This window comes from Burkholderia sp. BCC1208, from assembly GCF_902833095.1.
GTDB lineage: Bacteria > Pseudomonadota > Gammaproteobacteria > Burkholderiales > Burkholderiaceae > Burkholderia.
Map to the genome: position 1 here is coordinate 115,235 of NZ_CADFDY010000015.1, position 23,393 is coordinate 138,627.

Sequence of the window (23,393 nt, forward strand, 5' to 3'; positions counted from 1 at the left end):
ATCGCGCCACCATGACGACACACAACATTGCATACGCGCGGCCGGCCGGACACATCGCAGATACGTCGGCGCCGCCTAATGGGGCCTGTCGAAACCCGTCCAGCCGCCGCCAGCGCGCCGCGGCCCCCAACGATCAGGAGAACGCCATGCTGCCCCGACTCAAGACCGCCGCCCTCGTCATCGCCCTCGCCGCCACGGCCGGGCTCGCCGCCTTCGCGGGCACCCGCGACGACGCGGGCGCGCAGACGTCGCCGGCCGGCATGGCGGCGCCCGGTTTCACCGGCATCGACCGCTGGCACAACAGCGCGCCGCTGACGCTCGAACAGTTGCGCGGCAAGGTCGTGCTCGTCGATTTCTGGACGTACTCGTGCATCAACTGCATTCATACGATTCCGTACGTGAACGACTGGTATCGGAAGTATCGCGACCAGGGGCTCGTCGTGGTCGGCGTGCATACGCCGGAATATCCGTTCGAACGCGACGCGAAGAACGTCGCCGATGCGATCAAGCGCTTCGACATCCGGTATCCGGTCGCGCAGGACAACCGCTACGACACGTGGCGCGCGTACGGCAACCAGTACTGGCCCGCGCTGTACCTGATCGATGCGAACGGCAAGATCGTCTATACGCGTTATGGCGAGGGCGGGTACGACAAGACGGAGGCGGCGATTCGCGCGGCGCTCGCGCAGGCCGGGGACGGGATGAAGGGTTCGACGCGCACGCAGTGACCTGCGCGGCGCGGGCGCGATACTCGCCCGCGCGCCGCGGTCCTCATGCGCTCACGTGTGCTTCGCGTCGGCCTCCGCGAGCATCGCCTCGCCGATCGCGAGATGGCCGTCCGCGACCAACGCTTCGCCGGCGCCGCGGATATCGGCCTCGGCCTTGTTCTGTCCGAGCTTGCGCTTGCCGACGAGCCGCGTGATCTTGACCTGCAGCCCGACGATCGATTGCAGCATCGTGTCGATGTAGTCCTGCGGCGCGTCGCCCATCTTCCACGGCACCGGCTGCGACGCCTCGTGCGTGCGCGTCAGCCGGGCGACCACGCCGCGCACGAACTTCTCGTCGTCGCGCACCGCGATGCGGCCGTACGCATGCACGACCCGGTAGTTCCACGTCGGCACCTGCCGGTGCGCGACGTGCTTGCTCGGATACCAGTTCGGCGAGATGTACGCGTCGCCGGCACGAAAGATCACGAGCACCTCATCGCCGTCCGCGACGTCCTGCCAGACCGGATTCGCCCGCGCGACGTGCGCGTGCAGTTCGCCGAGCCCGCCGTCGTCGGGCACCAGCTCGAACGGAATGTGGTTCGCGTCGAGCCCGCTCTTGCCGTGCGTGATCAGGCTGCCGAACGGGTGCTGCACGATCAGCTCGCGCAGCGCGTCGGGGTTGGGTTCGTTGAAATCGGCGGGGACGTACATGTCGGCTCCACGGTCGTGCGGGCTGGGAAATGGCGCGGGCGCAGGCCCGTCATGCGTCGATTGTGTCCCTAAACTGGTTTATGCTGTAGAGCCGGTTTGAAACAATTTCAGCAGACCAGAATCATGGCAAGAACGGCCCGGATCGTCGAAATCCCGTCGCTCGGCGCGCTCGACCGCGCGGCCGGCGACCTGAGCCGCCAGCTCGCGCAGGCGCTGCGCGACGCGGTGCGCCGCGGTGACGTCCGGCCCGGCGACACGCTGCCTTCCACGCGGCTACTGGCCGCGTCGCTGCAGGTGGCGCGCGGCACCGTCGTCGATGCGTACGCGCAGCTCATCGCCGAAGGCTTTCTCGAATCGCGGGGCGGCGCGGGCACGCGGGTCGCGAACGCGCTCGCGGAGCCGGCGCCCGTCACCGAACCCGAACCGCCGGCCCGACGCGGGCGCCCGGCGCACGACGGCCTGCCCGAACCGGCCGCCACCTTCGCGCGGATCGCCCGCGAATTCGGTCCGCTGCCGGCCATGCCGTTCGCGATCTCGGTGCCGGTCGGCCTTACCGCGCCCGACGACATCTGGCGCCGGCTCGGCAATCGCCTGCGTGCCCGCGGCGCCGGCGCGCCGTCCGGCTATGCCGATCCGCAAGGCGCGCTGCCGCTGCGCGAAGCGATCGCCGACTACGTGCGCCGGTCGCGCTCGGTGCGCTGCGATGCCGGCCAGGTCGTGATCACGAGCGGCACGCAGCAGGGGCTGCATCTCGCGAGCCAGGTCCTGCTCGGCGAAAACGACCGCGCGTGGGTCGAGAATCCGGCCTATCGCGGCATCACCGCGCTGCTCGAAAGCACCGGGCGGCGCGACGCGATGGTGCGCGTGCCGGTCGACGCCGACGGCCTCGACGTCGACGCCGGCATCCGTCTCGCGCCCGGTGCGCGCGCCGCGTTCGTCACGCCGTCGCATCAGTACCCGCTCGGCATGCCGCTGAGCATGGCGCGGCGCAATGCGCTGCTCGCGTGGGCGCGCACGCACCGCGCATGGGTCGTCGAAGACGACTACGACAGCGAATTGCGCTACGAAGGCTATCCGTTCCCGTCGCTGCAGGGCCTCGCGCCCGACCGCGTGATCTATCTCGGCACCTTCAGCAAGATCCTGTTTCCGTCGCTGCGGCTCGGCTACGTGATCGCACCCGACGATCTCGTGCCCGCGTTCTGCGGCGCGCGCGTGCTGATGGACCGCCACGCGCCGACCGCCGACCAGCACGTGCTCGCCGCGTTCATCGCCGAAGGCCATCTCGATCGCCACATCCGCCGCGTGCGCGGCGTCTACGCGGAACAGCGCGCGCTGCTGATCGACACGCTCGGCGCGCGGCTGCCGCGCGAGCGCGCGTGGGTACAGCCGGGCGACCAGGGGATGCACGTCGTGCTGTGGCTCGCGCAAGGAATCGACGATCTCGACGTGGTCGCGCGCGCCGCCCAGGCCGGCGTCGCGGTGCGTGCGGTGTCGCCGATGTTCGCGCCCGGCACGGCGCGCCCCGGGCTCGTGCTCGGCTTCGGCGGGTTCGGCCGCGCGCAGATGGAAGCGGCCGCGCAGCGGCTCGCGGACGTCGTTTCGTCTGCGGGATCGCGGCCCCGCACGCCGTAAAAGGTTGTCGGCGGGCAACAAACGTAATCGTCTGTAAATCCTGCAAGCAGACGGCCGTTTCGGCGGCCGGCGCGCGGGTTCCGTTTGCTAGGATCGCGCGTCTTCCTTCCGCGTCCCTGCCGCCTTGAATCGCTTCGTGCCGTTCCTCCGAAACGCGTGGCTCCGTTGCCGCGCCCGTGTCGCGCCGCTCGCCGCCGCGTGCCGCACGCGCGTCCGCGCACTGTGTGCCGGCGCGCTGCATCGCCTGCGCCATCCGACCCGGCGCGGCGTGGCGCTGACGCTCGCCGCGATTCCCGTGCTGGGCCTGCTGGTCCTGCTCGCGTTCGTTCCGTTCACGCCGAGCATCGGCGACATCCGCAAGGCACGCATCGACCGCCCCGCGCGCGTGCTGTCGGCCGACGGCCAGCTGATCGCCGAATTCCGGCCCGTGAACCGCGAATGGGTGCCGCTCAAGCAGATCTCGCCGCACATGGTCGACGCGCTGATCGCGACCGAGGATCACCGCTTCTACGCGCATCACGGCATCGACTGGCGCCGCACGCTCGTGGCCGGGCTGCATACGTTCTCGGGCGAACGCCAGGGCGGCTCGACGATCACGCAGCAGCTCGCACGCAACCTGTATCCCGACGAAGTCGGCCGCGCGCCGACGCTCACGCGCAAGATGAAGGAGCTGATCACCGCGTTCAAGATCGAATCGGTGTACAGCAAGGACGAGATTCTCGAAACCTACCTGAATACCGTGCCGTTCCTGTACAACGCCTACGGCGTCGAAATGGCCGCGCGCACCTACTTCGGCAAGTCGGCGGACCAGCTCGACATCGCGGAAAGCGCGACGCTCGTCGGGATGTTGAAGGGCAACAGCTACTACAACCCGGTGTTGAATCCGGAACGCGCGGTCCAGCGGCGCAACATCGTACTCGGCCGGATGGCGCAGATGGGCATGCTGTCGCCGCGGCAACTCGCGATACTGCAGCACCAGCCGCTGCGCGTCGACTTCGAACGGCAGACGGCGCAGCCGGGCCTCGCGCCGCATTTCGCGGTGCAACTGCGCAAGTGGCTGATCGCGTGGGCCGACCGCAACAACTACGATCTCTACTCGGACGGTCTCGTCGTGCGCACGACGCTCGATGCGCGGCTGCAGGACATGGCCACGCAGGCGCTGACGCGGCAGACCGAACGGCTGCAGGCGATCGCCGACAGCGCATGGCGCGGGCCGTCCGGCTGCGGGCTGCGCAACGATCTGTTCCGCGGCTTCATGCGCCAGACGCCCGAGTATCGCCAGGCGCGCGACTCGGGGCTCGCCGATGTGGTGGCGCTGAAGCAGCTCGGCGCGAATCGCGACTTCATGCGGGCGCTGTGCGAGCGCAAGACGCAGGTACAGGCCGGCTTCGTCGCGATCGATCCGCGCAACGGCGCGATTCGCGCCTGGGTCGGCAGCCCCGATTTCGGCAGCGCGCCGTTCGATCACGTCGCGCAGGCGCGGCGCCAGCCGGGTTCGACATTCAAGCCGTTCGTCTATGGCGCCGCGTTCTCGGACGGGATGCGGCCGGGCGATACGTTCGTCGATCGCCCCGTCGCAATCCCGATCGACGGCCGCGCCGTGTGGCGGCCAACCGATGCGGAACCGCCGACCGGCGAGCCGATGACGCTGCGCGACGGGCTGGCGCTGTCGCGCAACCGTATCACCGCGCAGGTCATGCAGCACGAAGGCCCCGCGAAGGTCGCGCAGCTCGCCCGCGCGATGGGGGTGCGCGACAGCCCGCTCGATGCGGTGCCGTCGCTCGCGCTCGGCACGAGCCCCGTCACGCTGAAGGAAATGGTGTCCGCGTACGGCACGATCGCGAACCGCGGCGTGTACGTCGCGCCGCAGATGATCACGCGCATCGAGGATCGCGACGGCAAGGTGCTCGCCGCGTTCGGCAGTGCGCCGCCCGAGCGCGCGTTACCGGTGGCTGCGGCGCAGACGCTCGTCGACGCGATGCGCGGCGTCGTCGATTACGGCACCGGCGCCGACATCCGCTCGCGCTACGGAATTCGGATCGACGTCGCGGGGAAGACCGGCACGACGCAGGACAACACGGACGGCTGGTTCATCCTGATGCATCCGCAACTGGTGGCCGGCGCGTGGGTCGGCTTCGACGACGGCAGCGTGACGCTGCGCAGCGACTACTGGGGCGCGGGCGCGCACAGCGCGCTGCCGATCGTCGGGTCGTTCTACGATGCGGCGCTGCGCGCGCGGGCGATCGATCCGCACGTGCAGTTCTCGCCGGACTTCCGGCCGCGCAGCGCGCCGGCGCCGAAGCGGCGCGCGCAGCATTCGGGGTTGTTCGACTGGCTGAGGTTCTTTCGCTGAGCGTGCCGGCGACGCGCCGGGCTACCGAGGCGTCGTCGTCGCGTGCCCGTCCGCGTACAGCCACACGGGCACGCCATCGTCGCGCAATGCGGCGACCGGTTCGTCCACGCTCCAGCGCTGCGCGATCTCGACACGGCGGACGAACCACGGCATCGACGTCGCATGCGCGGCATCGTCGTCGCGATCGTCGTCGAACAGCGTGTTCGTCGCCGATCCTCGTGTAATGCGCCGGATGGAGCACGGTGCCGTCCGCGCGCAGCACCGTCGCGCGCACGTCGTTGCCGTCGTCGTGCTGCACGCAGGCCAGCCAGCCGTGATCGGCACCCCAGAACAGGCCGGCGACATCGTCGTAGCGCCCCTGCGCGATCGTCGCGCCCGTCTCGAGATCGCAGATCGCCAGCTGCACCGGCTCGCCCGGCAGGACGCCGATCGCGTAACGCGTGAACAGCTCGCCAGGCACCGCTTCATCGTCGGGCAACCACGACAGCGCGCCCATGTCGACGAAGTCGAACGGCGTGAGCACGCGGCCCTGCCCGTCGACGATCGCGCAACGCCCGTCGTCGCGCCGCACGATATGGCGGATCGCGCCGAGTTCGTCGAACATTTCCGTGCGGTCGCCGTCGGTCAGCGGGGCCACTTCCGCGTAATGCGGTTCGACGATCACCCGGCCTTTCGCATCGACGAGACCGACGTGACCATTGCGCCGCGCGACGAACGCGCCGCACTCGGACGACCATTCGAGCGCCGCCCACTCCGGCTGCGCGCGCCATTGCCCGTCGCGCCCGATCAGCCCCCACCGCCCGCCTTCGGCTACCGCCGCGACGCCGCCGCTCACGAATTCATGCGCGTCGTCGAAACGCGGCGGAATCACCCACGCGCCATGCGTGTCGACGAAGCCCCAGCGGCCGTCCAGGCTCGCGGACGCGACGCCGCCGGCGAACTCGCTGAAATCGTCGAGCGTCGGTTCCAGCACCCATGCACCGTCCGTACGCACAAGCCCGAACCGCTCGCCAACGCGCACGCAGGCGACGTCGCCGCTGAAATCCCATACCGCGTCGAACGCCGGTTCGCGCACGATCCGCGCCCCCTCGCCGTCGGCAAGCAACAGGCCGACCTTTCCGTCGCGCGCGGCCCACAACAACCGATCGTTACGCGCGCCGCTGGCCCACAGGTTCGCCCATTCGGGCGGCACGATCACGCTCCATGCATCGTCGGTTTCGCGCCGTACGCCCCACTGCCCGTTGCGCGCGCGAAAGTTGAACGTGCCGTCGCCGAGATAGTCGCCATGCAGTTCGCCGCCGCCGAACAGATCTTCATAGGTCGCACGGCGCGGCGGTTCCTGGCGCCAGAAGTAGTAGTGCGACAGGCCGCCGAACCCGAAGCCCCACGCCCAGTCGCGCCAGTCGGCGGGCATGTCGATCTCGAGCACGTCGCGCACGCCGCGCACGTCACGGAAGTCCATGCAATTCGCGACGCGCCACCACAGGCGCGTGCAGGCATCGCGCTCCTCGTCGATGTAGTCGTTCGGATCGCCGTCGTCGAGCCATGACAGTTCGTCGAGGTTCGCGGATAGCCTGGGCGCGCCATGCGCGTCGCCGAGCGCATCGATCGATTCGCCGAGATGACGCACGACCGCATCGAACTGGCGCGCCAGCGCCGGATCGTCGCCCGGCAGCGGATACGCGGCGACGAACGATGCGAGCCGGCTGACGCGCGCATGCGCGGCGCGTGCGTCGCTCACGAGATTCGACGTGCCGGCGTCGCCGAACACGCGCTGATCGGTAATCGCGTCGCCTGCGCCGCCGTCGGCAAGCAGCACGCGCCACAGCAGCGGGAAGTGGTTATTGGATTCCGCGAACGGGATCATTCGCGCGTCGTCGCCGTCACCGGCCTGGAGATAGAGCCATGCTCGATTGCCCATCGGAAGGGTCGCCCTCGTTTTTATTGTCGCCGTGATCGTGTCGGCGCTCATTATAGGAGCACGCCAGACGCCGGCGATCGCCGCCTGCGTCGCTCACCATCGCCGTCATCGTTCAACCATGACGGCGCGCAGGCACGCTGTCCGATTTCGAGGGCGACCACCTTCCCCATCCGAAAGAATCGCCGGCCGGCCGATGCGCCGGCCGGCGAAGCACTCGATCGCGTTCAGCCCGTGGCGAGCGTGCCTGCCAGCGCGTCGAACTCCGGCGCCCATGCCGCACGCCACGTAGCCTTCGTCGCGTCATCGGCCCACGCGCCGTCGATCCCGTTCAGCATGAACTGCTTCAGCTCCGCGACCGTGAAGCCGAAATGGCTGAACATCAGCTCCCACGCCTCGCTCGGACTGACCTTGTGCAGCGTGGGATCGTCGGTATTCGGGTGGATCTTCAGCCCGAGACCCGGCATCTTGCGCATCGGATGCAGCTCCGCCCATTGCTCCGGCGGCAGCGTCCGCAGGTAGTACGAATTCGTCGGCACGACGGTGAACACGATCCCGCGTTCCGCATAGCGCGCGCACAGCTCGGGGTTGTCGACGATCGTATAGCCGTGATCGACGCGATCGACCTGCAGCAGATCGACGGCCGTCTCGACGTTGCGCCACGGCATCCCGAACTCGCCCGCATGCGCGGTCGTGCGGAAGCCGGCCGCGCGCGCATTGCGGTAAGCCTTCCAGAACAACTCCGGCGGCCGGTCGTTCTCGCGATAGTCGATCCCGAGCCCCGCGACCTCGTCCGCACGATTCGCCTTCATCCATTCGACGATCGCCACTGCTTCGTCGGGGTCCTGCTCACGGTCGATGCTCGGGATCAGGCGCGCGCCGATCCCGAAGTCGCGCGCGGCATCGCGGATTGCCGTCACGATCGCGGCCTGCGCGTCCGCATACGTGATGCCCGAGATGCGCACCGTACCCGTGGGGTTCCAGAAAAATTCTGCATGCCGAACGTTGTGCGCGGCCGCGTCTTCCAGGTACTCGTACGTGATCCGCCGCAGGTCGTCGGGCTGCGTGAGCAGATACTTGTCGAGCGCGCGCAGTACGTGCAGCACGCCGACCGGCTTCTCGCCGCGCGCATAGAACGCATCGATCTCCGCACGCTCGATCGGCGCGCCGCTGCGTTCCGCGAGCGCGACGAACGTGTCGTGCCGCACCGCGCCGAGCAGATGGCAATGCAGCTCGACCTTCGGCAGCGCGTGGAAGAAGGCCCGATGGGCCGGCGTGATGTCGATGCCCGTGCGCGCGGCCGGGACGTTGCCTGGTGTTCCCTTCATGTCAGTCTCTTGTGGGTAGTGCCGATGCGTCGCGAAAGCCGTCTCTCAGTGCGGCTTCACGACGGTCCAGAAGTAATAGCCGAGCGGAATCGCGAGCACGACGAGCCCCCACGACAGGTCGCGCCAGCGGCCGGCCAGCAGCTTGACGAGCACGTAGCACAGCAGCCCGCCCGCAATGCCGGTACCGAAACTGTTCGACATCAGCGTGAGCAGCACCATCGACATCACGGGCAGCGCGTCGGTGAAGTCGTCGAAATGCGTATGGCGGATCGTTGCGAACATCGACAACCCGATCAGGATCAGCGCCGGCGCGGTGGCCTCCTTCGGGATCGCGAGCGCGACCGGCACGAACAGCAGCATCGCGGCGAACAGCACGGCAGCAGCCAGCGACGACAGCCCGCTGCGGCCACCGGCCTCGACACCAGCCGCCGACTCGATCAGCGCGGTCAGTGCGGGAATGCCGAACACGGGGCCGAGCGTCGCGGCGAGCGAATCGACGAGGAACGGCCGGTTGATGTTCGGCAGGTTGCCCTGTTCGTCGAGCAGGTTTGCCTTCGCGCCGACCGCGAGCGCAGTGCCGAGCGTGGAGAAGAATTCGGCCGCGAAGAACGCGAACAGGTACGGCGCGGCGGCCAGACTCAACGCACTGCCGATATCGAGCTTGAACGCGATCGGCGCGATGCCGTGCGGCAGCGACATGAACGACGCGGGCAGGTGCGTGACGCCGAGCGGCACGCCGGCCGCGGCCGCGACGAGAATCGCGATCAGGATCGCGCCGGGCACCTTGCGCGCCTGCAGCACGATCGCGACAGCCAGGCCGATCAGCGCGACGAGCGCGCCCGGTCGCGAGAAGTCGCCGAGCGCGAACGCGTTGGTCTTCGCGTTCGCGACGACCATTCCCGCATTGCGCAGCCCGAGCATCGTGACGAACAACCCGATCGACGCGCCGAGCCCGAGCTTGATCTGCACCGGGATCAGCCGCACCACGACGCCGCGCGCTCCGAATATCGTCAGCAGGAAGAACAGCACGCCCGACACGCACGCGATGCCGAGGCCCGTCTGCCAGCCGACGTGCTCGGTCGTCGCGAGCGTCACGCCGATGATCACCGAGCCGCCGATACCGGGGCCGACGAGGAACGGCAGGTTCGCGTAGAGCCCCATCAGCGTGGTGAACAGCACGAACACGATGATCGTCGCGGTCGTCGCCGCGCCGCGCTCCATGCCGCCCGTCGCGAGCAGCGACGGGATCACGACGAGCAGGTACGCCGCCGCGAGAAACGACGTGACGCCCGCGATCGTTTCGGTGCGCACGCTCGTGCCGCGCGCGGCGAGCGCGAAGCGGCGTTCGAGCCAGTTGGCCGGCGCACGCGCCGGCATCGTGTCAGTCGCTGACATGGTGGTTCTCCCGTGATTCCGAATATTGTCCTGTGTCGGTTCGCGCAGCGCGGTCTTATACTGCCGCGTACCGCATCCCGACCGTTATTGCCCGATGTCCGACCGCTCGTCGCTGCTGCCCGCGCTCACGCTGCGGCAGGTCCAGCACTTCGTCGTGCTCGCCCATGCACGCAGCTTCACACAGGCCGCGCAGGCGCTGTCGCTCACGCAGCCCGCGCTCACCGCATCGATCCGCCAGATCGAGTTCCTGCTCGGCGGTCGCCTGTTCGCGCGTTCCGCGCACCGGCTCACGCTGACGTCCGCAGGCGAAGCCGTGCTGCCGCTCGCCGAACGCCTGCTCAACCAGGCGCGCGGCACCTTCGACGACATGACGCGGCTCACCGGCGAACGCATCCAGACCGTACGCATCGCGTTCATCCCGTCGGTAGCGGGCCGCCTGCTGCCCGCACTCAACACGCTGCGCGACACGCAGCCGACGCTGCGCTTTACGCTCACCGATCTGCCGAACAGCGCGCTCGTCGAAGCGGTGCGCGACGGCGTCGCCGATCTCGGCATCGGCGTGCGCGAACCCGACGGCGACGATGGCACGCTGCGCTACCAGCAACTCTTCGAGGACGAGATCGTGATCGTCGTGCGGCACGACGATCCGCTCGCCCGCGCGAAGAGCGTCACGTGGGCGAAGCTCGTCGATCGCGAACTCGCGGTGTTCGTGCGCGGCAGCGTCAGCGAATCGCTGCATCGCACCGGCGGCGCCGGAAAGCTGCGCCTGAACGTCGCGTACCGGATGGAATACACCGAGCCGCTCTACGCGCTCGCGCGCAACGGCCTCGCGACCGCCGTGCTGCCGAGCCTCTACACGATGCATCTGCACGATCCCGAACTCGTCGCGCTGCGCGTCGACAAACCGCGCGTCACCCGCGCGATCTCGCTGATCTCGCTCGCCGGCGACGATCGCGGCCCGCACGTGCGCGCCTGCCGCGAGTGGATTGCGAAGCACATCTGATTCATGATTCCGTTCGCCGCGCGACGGCCCGCGTTCAGGGCAGCTTCGCGATGCGCTCGACGAGCGCCGCGTAGAAGCGGTCCGCGTCGACCTCATTGATCCACGTCGCGTTCGCCGCGCGGCCGCTGCGCCCATTCCAGTCGACGACGGTCTCGCCAAGCGTCCACTGCCCGGTCGTCTCGACCACGACGTTCACCTTGCGTCCGCCGAACATCGTCGGATCGACGAGATAGCCGACCGCGGTCGGGTCGTACATCGGCCCGTCGTCGACACCGCGCCGCTTCTTGTTGTACGCCAGTTCGGCCGTCATGATGTCCGCGACGATCGCGCCGCAGCGGTTGCCGAGCGCGCGGAACGGCGCCACGCGTGCCGGCGTGATCGGCGCCTTCACGGCGACGTCGCGCGGCAGCACGACGATCGGCACGCCGCTGCCGAACACCGCGTCGGCCGCCTGCGGATCGACGTAGATGTTGAACTCGGCGGCCGGCGTGATGTTGCCGCGTTCGAAGAACGCACCGCCCATCAGCACGATTTCGCGCAGCGCGCCGCGAATCTGCGGTGCCTCGACCAGCGCGGTCGCGATGTTCGTCAGCGGGCCGAGCGCGCACAGCGTCACGCTGTTCGGCGCCGCGCGGCTCAGCGTATCGACGAGATACGACACCGCATGGCCGGCAGCAAGCGGCGCGCGCGGCTCGTGCAGTTCGACGCCTTCGAGCCCCGTCTTGCCGTGCACGTTCGCGGCCGTCACCAGGTCACGCACGAGCGGGCGCGGGCAACCTGCATAAACGGGCAGCGTCTTCGTGCGGCCGGCCCAGTCGCGGATGATCCGCGCATTGCGTTCGGTCAGGTCGAGCGGCACGTTGCCCGCGACGGCGGTCAGCGCGCGGACGTCAAGCCGGTCCTGCGCGCCCAGCGCGAACAGGATCGCGATGGCGTCGTCCTGCCCCGGATCGGTATCGATGATCACCGTGCGGCGCGCGGCGTCGCCGGCGGCGAATGCGCCCGTTTCGGGCAGCAGCGCGGTGCCGGCCAGCGCGGCGGACAGTTTCAGGAAGCTGCGGCGGGATGCGATCGGATGGGTCATGGTCGGGGACTCAGAAAACGTGCCGGACGCCGAGCGTCGCCATCATCTGGCGCGTGCCGGTCGAACGCGCGTACGCGAAGATCTGCGCATGGTCCGCGTCGCCGGCCGCCTGCTGCGCAATCACCGTCAGCGCGACGTCGGTGCGTTTCGACAGGAAGTAATCGGCCTGCAGGTTCACCTGGTGCCATTTCGGACGCTTGCCGATCACGTCGTACTTGCCGTTCGTGAACGCATATGCCGCGCCGAGAAAGAGCTGCGGCGTCATCGTATAGACGACGTTCACGCCGATGTTCTGCAGGTGCAGATGCGAATTGTCGAGGTAATCGTAGCGCACGTCGGTAAACATCGCCGCGAACTGCGCGCGGCCGATCGTGTAGAACCCGCCGGTGCCCGCGATCCGCTGCCGACTTGCGTACGCCGCCGGCGACATCGCGCTCTTGCTGAAGATCAGCAGCGGCGACGCATAGTCGTTCGCGATCGCGCCGTCCTGGTTCGTGCCGCTGTACGGATGGTTGTACTGCGCGTAGACCGCGCTCCAGCGCAGCGGGCCCCGCTCGTAACCGAGCCCGAAGCTGTATGCGCTGTTGTTCGCGAACCCCGTCGCGTTGCTGAAGCCGTACAGCGCGGTAAACTTCAGGCCGTAGTAGACGGGGCTCACGTACTTCACCGAGTTCTGCACGCGGATGTCGTTGTAGCCGTTGTCGTTGTCGCCGATGTTCACGCCGTTGCTCGCGATGATCACGGGCCCGATGTAGTCGTGGATTGCGTCGTACTGGCGGCCGAACGTCAGCGAGCCGTAGGTGCGGTCGGCGAGGCCGACGTAGGCCATGCGCCCGAACTCGCGGCCGTTCTGCGCGGCCGTGCCCGTCATCACGTTGAAGCCGTTCTCGAGCTGGAAGATCGCGGACAGCCCCTGCCCGAGATCCTCCTTGCCCTTCAACCCCCAGCGCGGATTCTGGTTCGTGCCGGACAGCGCCTGCCAGGCGTTCTTGCCGCCCTGGTTGGTCGCGAACCCGACGCCGGCCGAGATGAGACCGTACAGCGTGATGCTGCTTTGCGCGCCGGCATGGGTCGCGAAGGCGCCGAGCATCGCGAGCGGAGCGAGCTTGTAGAGAGTTTTCATGCGGGTCGTGTGGTCGGTGGTGGTCCAGGCGCGGCGGGGTTCCGCGAAACTGGACTCGACTATACGAACCCGGATCGGATAATAAAAGTTTGCTTTTCTTATGCGTCGATAAAACGGATTTATTCTCGTTTTCATGAGCAGCGAAGCGGCGGGCGACGCGCCCCGCCGCTGCCGCGTTCGCCGCCTCGGCCGTCAGTCCGCCGTATCGCCGCTCTTCGGCAGCTTCGCCCACGCACCGCGCCCCGGCATCGGCGACCAGGCCGGGCGGGTCTTGCGGGCACTGTCGATCACGACCAGATAGCGGCCCGCGATCGGCGTGATGTCGCGATCGCGACGCAGCACCCACAGCGACTTGCCGTCCTCGACACGCGCCTGGTAATCGTCGTCGAGCAGGCCGTGCCGGTCGAAGAACGTGTTCAGCGACGCCGGTATCCGCACGCACCCTTTCGAGTGCCGGATGCCGAGCAGCGGTTCGAGGCGATCGGGGTCGGTCGCATGCATCTGGAAGCGCATCGGCGATACGCCGCCCTTGCCCCAGCCGCGCTCGCCGTCCACCCAGCCGAAGTCGTAGATGCGCATGTCGCGGCGGCCATAGCCGCGAATGCCGTTCTCGTTCGTCGTCCCTTCCGCGCGGAAGTCCATCGTGTCGGGCGAGTGATGGAACACGCCGAGCGGCGTCAGGAAATGGTCGTACTGGCCCGGCAGCCCGGTGCCGACCGGCGATGCGCCGATCATCAGCCATGCATTGGCCGGCGTCGCGCGGAAGTAGATGAACAGCGCCTGCACGTTCGGTGCGCGGTCGACCATCGCAACGTATTCGCCGGCGAGATCGCCGAGATCCGCATCGGCGAGCGCTTTCTGGAGCCGCTCGCCATACGCGCGCTGCTCGCTCGCCGGCACGTTCAGGCGTCGCGTGACTTCCTGCGTGAAACGCTTGCGCATGTCGAGCGCGCGCGTCGTCGCGTTCTGCGCCTCCTCGGCCGACAGCGGCGGATGCCGGCGCGGCGGAGTGGGCGGAGGCGCCTCGGCCTCGCTGGCGGGCGTGCCGGATGCGGCCGATGCCGGCGCGGTGGCCGACGCGGCGGAAGCGGCCGACGCGCCCGATGCCGCGCTCGCGGGTTCCGCGTGATTCGCGTGATTCGTTCGTGACGCGGCCGATGTCGGCGCTGCGGCCGATGCGCCTGACGTCGCATGCGCAGACGAAGCAGGATGCGCAGGAGAGGCCGCCGAGGCAGGCGACGCAACCGATGACGATTGCGCGACAGACGCTGGCGCGTCGGACGCGGCAAAGGCAGGCCGTTCGGCGAGAACGGAAATCGACACCGCGGCAGCGAGCCACACGTATGCGGCGACTGCGCGGTTACGGCAACGCGGCTTCGCAAAACGCCGCGCCAGGTGGGCAAGAATCATACGTTCGAAGCCATCGGTCGATCCGGCCGCCGCAGGGTGCTGGTGCGAGCGGCGCATCTTCCGCGCAAGCCATCGACACGTCCGGCGCATCGCGTGCGCCCGACGCCGACGCCTCTTCGCGGTGGAGTCGTTCGCTGATGCAACGCGGGCGCTCCGATGGCGGCTAATGAGTCGTCAGGCCCTCCATTTTACTCGTCCATCCGCGAATCGGCAGCGATGAAAACCGCGATTCCACGGCGAAATTGCGCTTCGTCACGCTTTGTTTCAACTCGTTTCCGCTTGTGTCTTCGTTGCGTGGCAGGCTTGCGTGTTGAATGTTTCAGGTACGCGTCCGAAGGGTTGCGCGTTTCATCCGGTTCGCGTACGCCTCCCAGTTGATTTGCATAACGAAGCTTTTTTAGAGCGCTCGTCGACCGGAAACCGGATCTCCACCGCATCGCACGCATGCCGCACCGGACCGTGCGACACGCGTGCGCACCTGCCCGCTACTTCGAGATGGTTTCGAGCGCGATGCCCTTCGTGCGCGGCCCCATGAGCCCGATCGCGGTCATCACGATCGCCATCGCGCCCGCGATGAACGCGAACACGCCGAAGGTGCCGAAGCCCTTGAGCACGGCCGCGATCACGAACGACGAGAAGATCGCCGAGAAGCGGCTCCACGAATAGACGAAGCCGACGGCCCGCGCGCGGATCGACGTCGGGAACAACTCGGCCTGGTACGCGTGGAAGCTGTACGACATGATGTTGCTCGCGAGCGTGAGGCCGATGCCGAGCACGATCAGGAACGCGCCCACCGTCGTCTGACTGAACAGCAGCCCGCAGACGACGATCGCCGCTGCCATCGCGACAATCACCGACTTGCGCTCGAAGCGGTCGGCGATCACGAGGCCGACCAGCGGGCCGATCGGCGCCGCGAGCGCGATCACGCTCGAATACATCAGGCTCGACGTGATCGTGATGCCCTGCTTGATCAGCAGCGTCGGCACCCAGTTCGCGAAACCGTAGAAACCGACCGTCTGGAACACGTTGAAGATCGTCATCATGATCGTGCGGCTGCGATACGGCGGCACCCACATGTCACGGAAGCTGCCGCGCGGCGGGACGGGTTCGGCCGGTGCCGGCGGCGGCAGCGGCCGGCCGTATTCGGCTTCGACCTTCGCCTCGAGCGCGCGCATGATGCGGTCGGCTTCGTCGACCCGGCCCTGCTGCGCGAGCCAGCGCGGGCTTTCCGGCAGTTCGCGGCGAATCCACCACACGAACAGCGCGCCATGCGCGCCGATCAGCACGACCCAGCGCCAGCCGTCGAGGCCGAGCGGCGCGTGCGGCACGAGCAGATAAGCGAGGAACGCGACCACCGGCACCGCGACGAACCCCACCGCCTGCTCGCACGCGAACGCGCGGCCGCGAATCTGCTTCGGCACGAGTTCGGAGATGTACGTGCCGATCGTCACCATCTCGACGCCGAGGCCGAGACCGACGACGAAGCGCCAGAAGTTCAGCCCGGCCGCGGTGTCCTGGAACGCCATCACGACGTTGGCGGCCGTGTACCACAGCAGCGACCACGTGAAGATCGCGCGGCGGCCGAAGCGGTCGGCGAGGAAGCCGCATGCGATCGTGCCGATGAATAGCCCGGAGAACAGCGCGGCGATGAAGCTCGCGACGCCCGTCGTGCCGAACAAGCCGTGGGTCGTCGCGGAAAGGATGCCGCTTTTCACGAGGCCCGGCGCGACGTAGCCGCTGTAGAGCAGATCGTAGAGTTCGAAGAAGAAGCCGAGGCTCAGCAGTACGACGAGCTTCCAGACGCTGCGCGTCGGCGGCAGGCGGTCGAGGCGGGCCGAGATGGAGCCGGGGTCGACGGATGGGGATTGGGCAGATGCCTGGGAAAGGCTGTCCGTTGAGGCCATCTTGTGCGCGTCTCCTGATCGTGTCGTGTCGTGTTGTGTGTTGTTGTCCGCCGGACCGCCGAACCGCCGTCGGGCGAATCGCTTCATTGTACCGGCACGTCCGTCCTGCGCACGTGCGCGCCGCCGGCGCCGAACCGATTCGGGCACCCGTTTTCGCGCCGGATAATGTGTAAATTGCGTAACCTTCTGTCGGCTACGGGAAAACGCGTCGGACCGACGATCCGGCGCCGCCCGCGTCGCGCCCGGCCGATGCCGGCCCGACGGTACGGGCCTCACGCGGCGTTTCGCGCCGCCACGCGCTGCCGGAATCGCCGCGAACGAGGCACGCAATCGGTACAACCACGCGTTCCGCGCCCCGGTAACATGCTAGCGGGCCAACTACCGGCTTCCGGCTGCCTTTCGGCAACCAGCATCGTCGGCAAATCGTAAGCATTCCATGTCCATACAACGACTATTCACGTACGCCCGCCGGATCGCGCTGATCGCGCTGCTGCAGTTCGCGGCGATCGCGACCGCATCGGCGTTCCCGACGGCTGCTTCCGCTCCCGTCGCAAGCGGCGTCGGCACAACCGTGCCGGCCATCTCGCTGCCCGACGCCGTCGCCCAGCTCAAACAGATGCAGGCCGAACTGGACCGCATCAAGCAGCAGACCTCGACCACGTCCAACAGCAAGGAGCTGGACGCGCTCGATGATTCGGCGCAGGAACTGAGCGCGGACGTCGCCAAACTGCAGAGCGAGCTCACACCGCAACGCGCGCAGGTCCAGGCGCAGCTCGACGTGCTCGGCCCGCCGCCGGCCGAGGGCGCCGCGCCGGAAACGGCAGCCGTCGCGAAGCAGCGGGCCGCGCTGGACGCGCGCAAGACGCAGATCGACGCCGCGCTGAAGCAGGCCGCCGACCAGAAGACGAGTCTCACGAACCTGACCGAGCAGTTCGCGAAGCTGCACCGCAGCCTCCTGAAGAACCAGCTCGCGTTCCGTTCGGGCAGCATCTTCAGCGCGCAATTCTGGCTGCCGTTGTTCCACCTGTCGCCGGACGATCGCCAGCGGCTCGACGATTTCAACGGCGAACTGTTCGACATGCTGCATTCGTCGTGGGTACCCGGGCAACGGGCGATCACCACGCTGCTGCTGATCGCCGCATTCGCGGCATGGCTCGGCGGGCGCCGGCTCATCGAGCGCGGGCTCGCGTGGATCGCGCTGAATCGCCTGCCGCCCACCCGCTTGCGCCGCAGTGCGCTGGCGCTGTCGACCGCGCTGTCGACCTTCCTGGCGACGGCCATTGCGATTCAGATTTTCTACCTCGCTGTCGCGCGCCACTACGAGCTCACGCCGTCGCTGACCGATCTGTGGGACCAGTTCGCGAAGCTCGCCGCAACCTGCGCGTTGATCGCCGGGCTCGGCCGCGCACTGCTCTGCACGAAGCATCCGTCGTGGCGACTGCCGGCGCTCGCCGACCCGGTCGCACTCGCGATGAAGCCGTTCCCCGGCATTCTGGCCGCGCTGCTGCTGGTGTCGGGCACGCTCGAATCGATCAACCGGATCGTCGATACCAGCCTGTCGGTCACGCTGCTCGGTCGCGGCATCGTCTCGCTCGTCGTCGCGCTGACGGTCGGCGCATCGCTGTTGCGCGCGAACCGTGCGCGCAGCGCACTCGCGGCGGCAGGCGAGGCACCCGAGCAACGCTCGACGCTCGCCGGTCTGATCCATGCCGGCGTCACGCTCGCGATCGTCGTTTCATTGATCGCACTCCTGATCGGTTACATCACGGTCGCGCGCTACATCACGTACGAGCTCGTGTGGTTCGAGATCGTGCTGTGCGCGACCTACATCCTGATCCAGTTGACGCGCGACGCGAGCGAAAGCCTGTTCTCGTCGAGCCTGTCGTCGGGCCAGCAGATCAAGCACCTGTTCGCGCTCGAGGACCGCCACCTCGACCAGGCGCGCACGGTCCTGTCCGGCTTCGGCACGAGCCTGCTGATGCTGATCGCGGCGATCGCGCTGCTGACCGGCGGCTTCGGCACGACGCCGAGCGACCTGCTCGACAGCGCGGTCGCGATGATCGGCAGCCAGCGGCTGCAGAGCCTGAACATCATGCCCGACCGGATCATGAACGCCGTGATCGGCTTCGCGATCGGCTTCTACCTGCTGCGCTCGCTGCGCCGCTGGCTCGACGGCGAGTTCATGCCCGCGCTCGGCATGGATACGGGCATGCGCGTGTCGCTGATCACGCTGTTCACCAACGTCGGCTACGTGCTGCTCGTGCTGATGACGCTCGGGCTGCTCGGCGTCCGGTGGAACAATCTCGCGTGGATCGTCAGCGCGTTGTCGGTCGGTATCGGCTTCGGCCTGCAGGAGATCGTGAAGAACTTCGTGTCGGGGCTGATCCTGCTGACCGAGCGCCCGGTGAAGGTGGGCGACATGGTCAGCATCGCGGGCGTCGAAGGCGACATCCGCCGCATCAACGTGCGCGCGACCGAAATCCAGCTCAGCGACCGCTCGACCGTGATCGTGCCGAACTCGCAGCTGATCTCGCAGAACGTGCGCAACGTGACGATGGGCAACAGCACGCAGGGCGTCGCGACGCTGGTGCTGACGTTCCCGCTGAACACCGATCCCGAGCAGGTGCGCGACCTGCTGCTCGATGCGTATCGCGAGCACCAGGCGATTCTCGAGAAACCTGCGCCGTCGGTGACGTTCAGCCAGCTCACGCCGGAAGGGATCACGCTGAGCGTGACGGGCTACGTGTCGAGCCCGCGGATCGCGAGTTCGACGAAGAGCGACTTGCTGTTCGAGATCCTCAAGCAATTGCGCGCGGCGGGGATCACGCTGTCGAGTCCGCAGATGCTGGTGGTGCAGAATATGCCGGCGAACGATGGCCCGACGCCGCACGAATCGTAAGTGAGCCATTGAACGGGTACGCCCGCGATCGATCGGCGCGCCGCGCGCATGGCGGTAAACGACAAGGGCCGGTTACCGCTTCCGCGGCAACCGGCCCGTTTCATTCGACGGTCGGCGCGCCCTGCCGGGCGCCCCTGCATCACACGTCGAACTTCACCCCCTGCGCCAGCGGCAATTGCCGGCTGTAGTTGATCGTATTCGTCGCGCGACGCATATAAGCCTTCCACGCATCCGAACCCGACTCGCGCCCACCGCCCGTTTCCTTCTCGCCGCCGAACGCGCCGCCGATTTCCGCGCCGCTCGTGCCGATGTTCACGTTGACGATCCCGCAATCGCTGCCGGCTGCTGACATGAACTGCTCGGCTTCACGCATGTCGTTCGTGAAGATCGCCGACGACAGGCCTTGCGGCACCGCGTTGTGCACGTCGATCGCGTCTTCGAAATCGTCGTAGACCATCACGTAGAGAATCGGCGCGAACGTCTCGCGCTCGACCACCGCCGATTGCTTCGGCATCCGCACGATGGCCGGACGCACGTAGTACGCATCCGCGTGACCGACGTCGACGCGCTCGCCGCCCTTCACTTCGCCGCCCTGCTCGCGCGCATCGGCCAGCGCCTTCTGCATCGCGTCGAACGACGCACGATCGACCAGCGGGCCGACCAGCGTGCCTTCTTCGAGCGGATTGCCGACCTTCACCGACATGTAGGCCTTCTCGATGCGCGGCAGCAGTTGCTCGACGAGGCTGCGATGCACGATCAGGCGGCGCAGCGTCGTGCAGCGCTGGCCGGCCGTGCCGACCGCCGCGAACGTGACCGCGCGCACCACGAGGTCGAGATCCGCGCTCGGCGCGACGATCATCCCGTTGTTGCCGCCGAGTTCGAGGATGCCGCGTGCAAGGCGCTGGCTCAGCACCTTCGCGACTTCCTGGCCCATCCGCACGCTGCCCGTCGCGCTGACGACCGGCACCTTCTTCGACGCCGTCAGCACCTCGCCGACATCGCGCATGCCGAGCACCAGCTGGCTCAGCTCCGCCGGCGCGACGCCCGGATGCGTCTTCTCGAACTCGCGGAGCGCCTTCTGGAGCAGCACGTGGCATGCGATCGCGGTGAGCGGCGTCTTCTCGGACGGCTTCCACACGACCGAATCGCCGCACACGAACGCGAGCGCCGCATTCCATGCCCACACCGCGACCGGGAAGTTGAACGCCGAAATCACGCCGCACACGCCGATCGGGTGCCACGTTTCCATCATCCGGTGGCCCGGGCGCTCGGACGCGATCGTGAGGCCGTAAAGCTGACGCGACAGGCCGACCGCGAAGTCGCAGATGTCGATCATTTCCTGCACTTCACCAAGCCCTTCCGACGTGATCTTGCCGGCTTCGAGCGTGACGAGGCGGCCGAGCTCGGCCTTGTGCTCGCGCAGCACGTTGCCGAACACGCGCACGAGTTCGCCGCGCACCGGCGCCGGCACCGTGCGCCACTTGAGGAATGCATCGTGTGCGGCGTCGATCTTGCGCGCTGCGTCGGCGGGCGTGTCGACGGCCAGCGTCGCGAGCGTCGCGCCGTCGAGCGGCGAACGCGCGGTCAGCGCATTGCCTTTCCACTGGGCGAGATCGATGTCGAGCGCGGCAAGAATGTCGTTGAATTGCATCACTTCCTCTTCAGGGACAGATTGATCGGTGCGGCGGCAGCGCCGCCCGCGTGATTCGATTGGAGCGCGTTCGAGCGCCTTGTGCAAGCAGATGCGCCGCGCGGCCGGCCCGGTGCGCCATCCGGCGCATCGCGCTGCGCCGCCGCCGGAAAGCCCGGCCGGACGGCGCGCCCCCGCCTCGCGAGGCACGATCCATGAAACACATTGTCGATGGCCACAAGTCAGGCCGCTATTGATATTAACTCACGACTTCATTCTCAAAACGCAAGAAGTCCACGGGCCAGCCCCGCCTGTTTCGAAGCCGATATGGGACGTTTCCAAAGCCCGTGACCGGCCGCCCGGACACATCTCAACGCGACACAAGTTGATGACCGTCGCGCATCACCCTGTTCGGAAATATCGTTTGCCGCCGGTGCACCGGGCACACACAATCGGTGCGACGTCGAGGTGCAACGCACCCGGCGCGCCGCCGGCCGCCACCACGGCAGCCGGACGACCGACGAAGGCGACACGCACCACGGCCCGGGTTCAACGGGCGCGTTTCGCACTGCATCACCGCTACCCGGCCACGGCCGGCGACGCGTCGCGCTTCGTCACCGAAAAACAATCCCGGAGACAGCGCCCAGCGCCCGCCATGCATTCAGACGCCCGCCCCGATTCGTCCCGCCCGTCCGGCTCGCCGCCCGCGAAGCCGTCCCTCCACCGCGCGTTGCAGGCCCGTCATCTACGGATGATCGCGATCGGCGGCTCGATCGGCACGGGCCTGTTCGTCGCATCCGGCGCATCGATCTCGCAGGCCGGCCCAGGCGGCGCGATGCTCGCGTACATGGTGATCGGCCTGATGGTCTATTTCCTGATGACGAGCCTCGGCGAAATGGCGGCGTTCATGCCGGTGTCGGGCTCGTTCGCGACCTACGGCGCGAAGTTCGTCGACGAAGGCTTCGGCTTCGCGCTCGGCTGGAACTACTGGTACAGCTGGGCCGTGACGCTGGCGGTGGAGCTCGTCGCCGCGCAGCTCGTGATGAATTACTGGTTCCCGCACGTGCCGGGCGTCTGGTGGAGCGCGCTGTTCCTCACGCTGATCTTCGCGCTCAACGCGCTGTCGGTGCGCGGCTTCGGCGAAGCCGAATACTGGTTCGCGCTGATCAAGGTGCTGACGGCGCTCGCGTTCGTCGGCGTCGGCCTGCTGATGATCTTCGGGATCATGCAGGGCGGCCCGAGCGCCGGCTGGGGCAACTTCACGATCGGCGACGCGCCGTTCGTCGGCGGCTGGGCGACGATGCTCGGCGTCGCGATGATTGCGGGCTTCTCGTTCCAGGGCACCGAGATGATCGGCGTCGCGGCCGGCGAATCGGAAAACCCGCGCACGACGATCCCGCGCGCGGTGAAGCAGATCTTCTGGCGCATCCTGCTGTTCTACGTGTTCGCGATCTTCGTGATCGGCGTGCTGGTGCCGTACACCGATCCGAGCCTGCTGAAGAGCGACGTGACCGATATCGGCGTGAGCCCGTTCACGCTGGTGTTCCGCCACGCGGGCCTCGCCTTCGCGGCCGGCGTGATGAACGCGGTGATCCTGACGGCCGTGCTGTCGGCCGGCAATTCGGGCATGTATGCGTCGACGCGCATGCTCTACAACCTCGCGGTCGAAGGCCGCGCGCCGAAGCTGTTCGCGAAGCTGTCGCCCGGCGGCGTGCCGCGCAACGCGCTATATGCGACCACCGCCGTCGGCGCGCTGTGCTTCCTCACGTCGCTGTACGGCGACAAGACCGTCTACCTGTGGCTGCTGAACACGTCGGGCATGGCCGGCTTCATCACGTGGCTCGGCATCGCGGTCAGCCACTACCGGTTCCGCAACGGCTTCCTGAAACAGGGCTACCGGCTCGACCAGTTGCCGTACCGGTCGAAGTGGTTCCCGTTCGGGCCGCTGTTCGCGTTCGCGCTGTGCGCGGTCGTCGCGCTCGGCCAGGACTACCACGCGCTCCTCGCCGACAAGATCGACTGGACGGGCGTCGCCGCGACCTACATCGGCCTGCCGTTCTTCCTCGCGATCTGGCTCGGCTACGCGCTGGTGCGTAAATGCCGCCTGGTGCGCTACGAGGACATGGAAATCGCGCCGTGGATCGACCGTAACGCCACGCCCGACGCCACCGAAAAGGCCGACGCCGGCTATCCGGCCTACGTCGCCCGTCCGGTCAACCCGACGCCGGGCGCCTGAAGCCCGGTAACGCGCCGGCGGCCGCCCGATCGCGGCGGCCGACGCGCTGAAAACCCCATT

The 23,393-nt window shown here is 68.0% G+C and carries 14 protein-coding genes and 1 pseudogene; 6 read left to right on the plus strand and 9 right to left on the minus strand.

Annotation, left to right across the window (positions count from 1 at the left end; all coding sequences use genetic code 11):
• Positions 1–146 precede the first annotated feature (146 nt).
• Entirely contained in the window at positions 147–728 is a 582-nt protein-coding gene (locus HWX09_RS31790) for a thioredoxin family protein (protein ID WP_027781457.1), read from the plus strand.
• Positions 729–779: 51 nt separating this feature from the next.
• Here the strand turns inward: HWX09_RS31790 and HWX09_RS31795 are convergent, their stop codons facing one another.
• The gene (locus tag HWX09_RS31795; RefSeq protein WP_027781458.1) at positions 780–1,418 is read right to left on the minus strand and encodes an FMN-binding negative transcriptional regulator; all 639 of its coding nucleotides are present in this window, start codon (positions 1,416–1,418) and stop codon (positions 780–782) included.
• Between the two features lie 123 nt (positions 1,419–1,541).
• Between HWX09_RS31795 and HWX09_RS31800 the strand changes: the two genes are divergently transcribed.
• Entirely contained in the window at positions 1,542–3,050 is a 1,509-nt protein-coding gene (locus HWX09_RS31800) for a PLP-dependent aminotransferase family protein (RefSeq protein WP_027781459.1), read from the plus strand.
• A gap of 124 nt (positions 3,051–3,174) precedes the next feature.
• Complete coding sequence (locus HWX09_RS31805; RefSeq protein ID WP_027781460.1) at positions 3,175–5,403, plus strand: transglycosylase domain-containing protein; 2,229 nt, start codon at positions 3,175–3,177, stop codon at positions 5,401–5,403.
• A gap of 947 nt (positions 5,404–6,350) precedes the next feature.
• Here HWX09_RS31805 and HWX09_RS34025 read toward each other — a convergent pair.
• From HWX09_RS34025 to HWX09_RS31820, 3 genes and pseudogenes are all read right to left on the minus strand, one after another.
• Positions 6,351–7,375 (minus strand): annotated as a pseudogene (locus HWX09_RS34025) (WG repeat-containing protein); the annotation flags it as partial.
• Between the two features lie 173 nt (positions 7,376–7,548).
• The gene (gene add / locus HWX09_RS31815; RefSeq protein ID WP_027781461.1) at positions 7,549–8,649 is read right to left on the minus strand and encodes an adenosine deaminase; all 1,101 of its coding nucleotides are present in this window, start codon (positions 8,647–8,649) and stop codon (positions 7,549–7,551) included.
• Positions 8,650–8,694: 45 nt separating this feature from the next.
• Positions 8,695–10,044: an NCS2 family permease gene (locus HWX09_RS31820; protein WP_027781462.1), complete on the minus strand. Its 1,350-nt coding sequence runs from the start codon at positions 10,042–10,044 to the stop codon at positions 8,695–8,697.
• A 94-nt stretch (positions 10,045–10,138) separates the two neighbouring features.
• Between HWX09_RS31820 and HWX09_RS31825 the strand changes: the two genes are divergently transcribed.
• Complete coding sequence (locus HWX09_RS31825; protein WP_027781463.1) at positions 10,139–11,047, plus strand: LysR family transcriptional regulator; 909 nt, start codon at positions 10,139–10,141, stop codon at positions 11,045–11,047.
• A 34-nt stretch (positions 11,048–11,081) separates the two neighbouring features.
• Here the strand turns inward: HWX09_RS31825 and HWX09_RS31830 are convergent, their stop codons facing one another.
• The 4 genes from HWX09_RS31830 to HWX09_RS31845 all read right to left on the minus strand — a co-directional run bounded on the left by HWX09_RS31830 (position 11,082) and on the right by HWX09_RS31845 (position 16,568).
• Positions 11,082–12,131 carry a nucleoside hydrolase gene (locus tag HWX09_RS31830; RefSeq protein ID WP_027781464.1) on the minus strand — a complete coding sequence of 350 codons (1,050 nt, stop codon included), beginning with the start codon at positions 12,129–12,131 and terminating at the stop codon, positions 11,082–11,084.
• Positions 12,132–12,141: 10 nt separating this feature from the next.
• Positions 12,142–13,254, minus strand: a complete 1,113-nt coding sequence (locus HWX09_RS31835; RefSeq protein ID WP_027781465.1) for a porin — start codon at positions 13,252–13,254, stop codon at positions 12,142–12,144.
• A gap of 192 nt (positions 13,255–13,446) precedes the next feature.
• Positions 13,447–14,754: a hypothetical protein gene (locus tag HWX09_RS31840; protein WP_027781466.1), complete on the minus strand. Its 1,308-nt coding sequence runs from the start codon at positions 14,752–14,754 to the stop codon at positions 13,447–13,449.
• A 395-nt stretch (positions 14,755–15,149) separates the two neighbouring features.
• Positions 15,150–16,568, minus strand: a complete 1,419-nt coding sequence (locus HWX09_RS31845) for an MFS transporter (protein ID WP_027781467.1) — start codon at positions 16,566–16,568, stop codon at positions 15,150–15,152.
• A 436-nt stretch (positions 16,569–17,004) separates the two neighbouring features.
• Between HWX09_RS31845 and HWX09_RS31850 the strand changes: the two genes are divergently transcribed.
• The gene (locus HWX09_RS31850) at positions 17,005–19,467 is read left to right on the plus strand and encodes a DUF3772 domain-containing protein (RefSeq protein ID WP_027781468.1); all 2,463 of its coding nucleotides are present in this window, start codon (positions 17,005–17,007) and stop codon (positions 19,465–19,467) included.
• Positions 19,468–19,606: 139 nt separating this feature from the next.
• Here the strand turns inward: HWX09_RS31850 and HWX09_RS31855 are convergent, their stop codons facing one another.
• Positions 19,607–21,118 carry an aldehyde dehydrogenase family protein gene (locus HWX09_RS31855; RefSeq protein ID WP_027781469.1) on the minus strand — a complete coding sequence of 504 codons (1,512 nt, stop codon included), beginning with the start codon at positions 21,116–21,118 and terminating at the stop codon, positions 19,607–19,609.
• A gap of 634 nt (positions 21,119–21,752) precedes the next feature.
• Between HWX09_RS31855 and HWX09_RS31860 the strand changes: the two genes are divergently transcribed.
• Positions 21,753–23,333 (plus strand): amino acid permease, encoded by a 1,581-nt coding sequence (locus HWX09_RS31860; RefSeq protein WP_027781470.1) that lies wholly within the window; start codon positions 21,753–21,755, stop codon positions 23,331–23,333.
• Positions 23,334–23,393 lie beyond the last annotated feature (60 nt).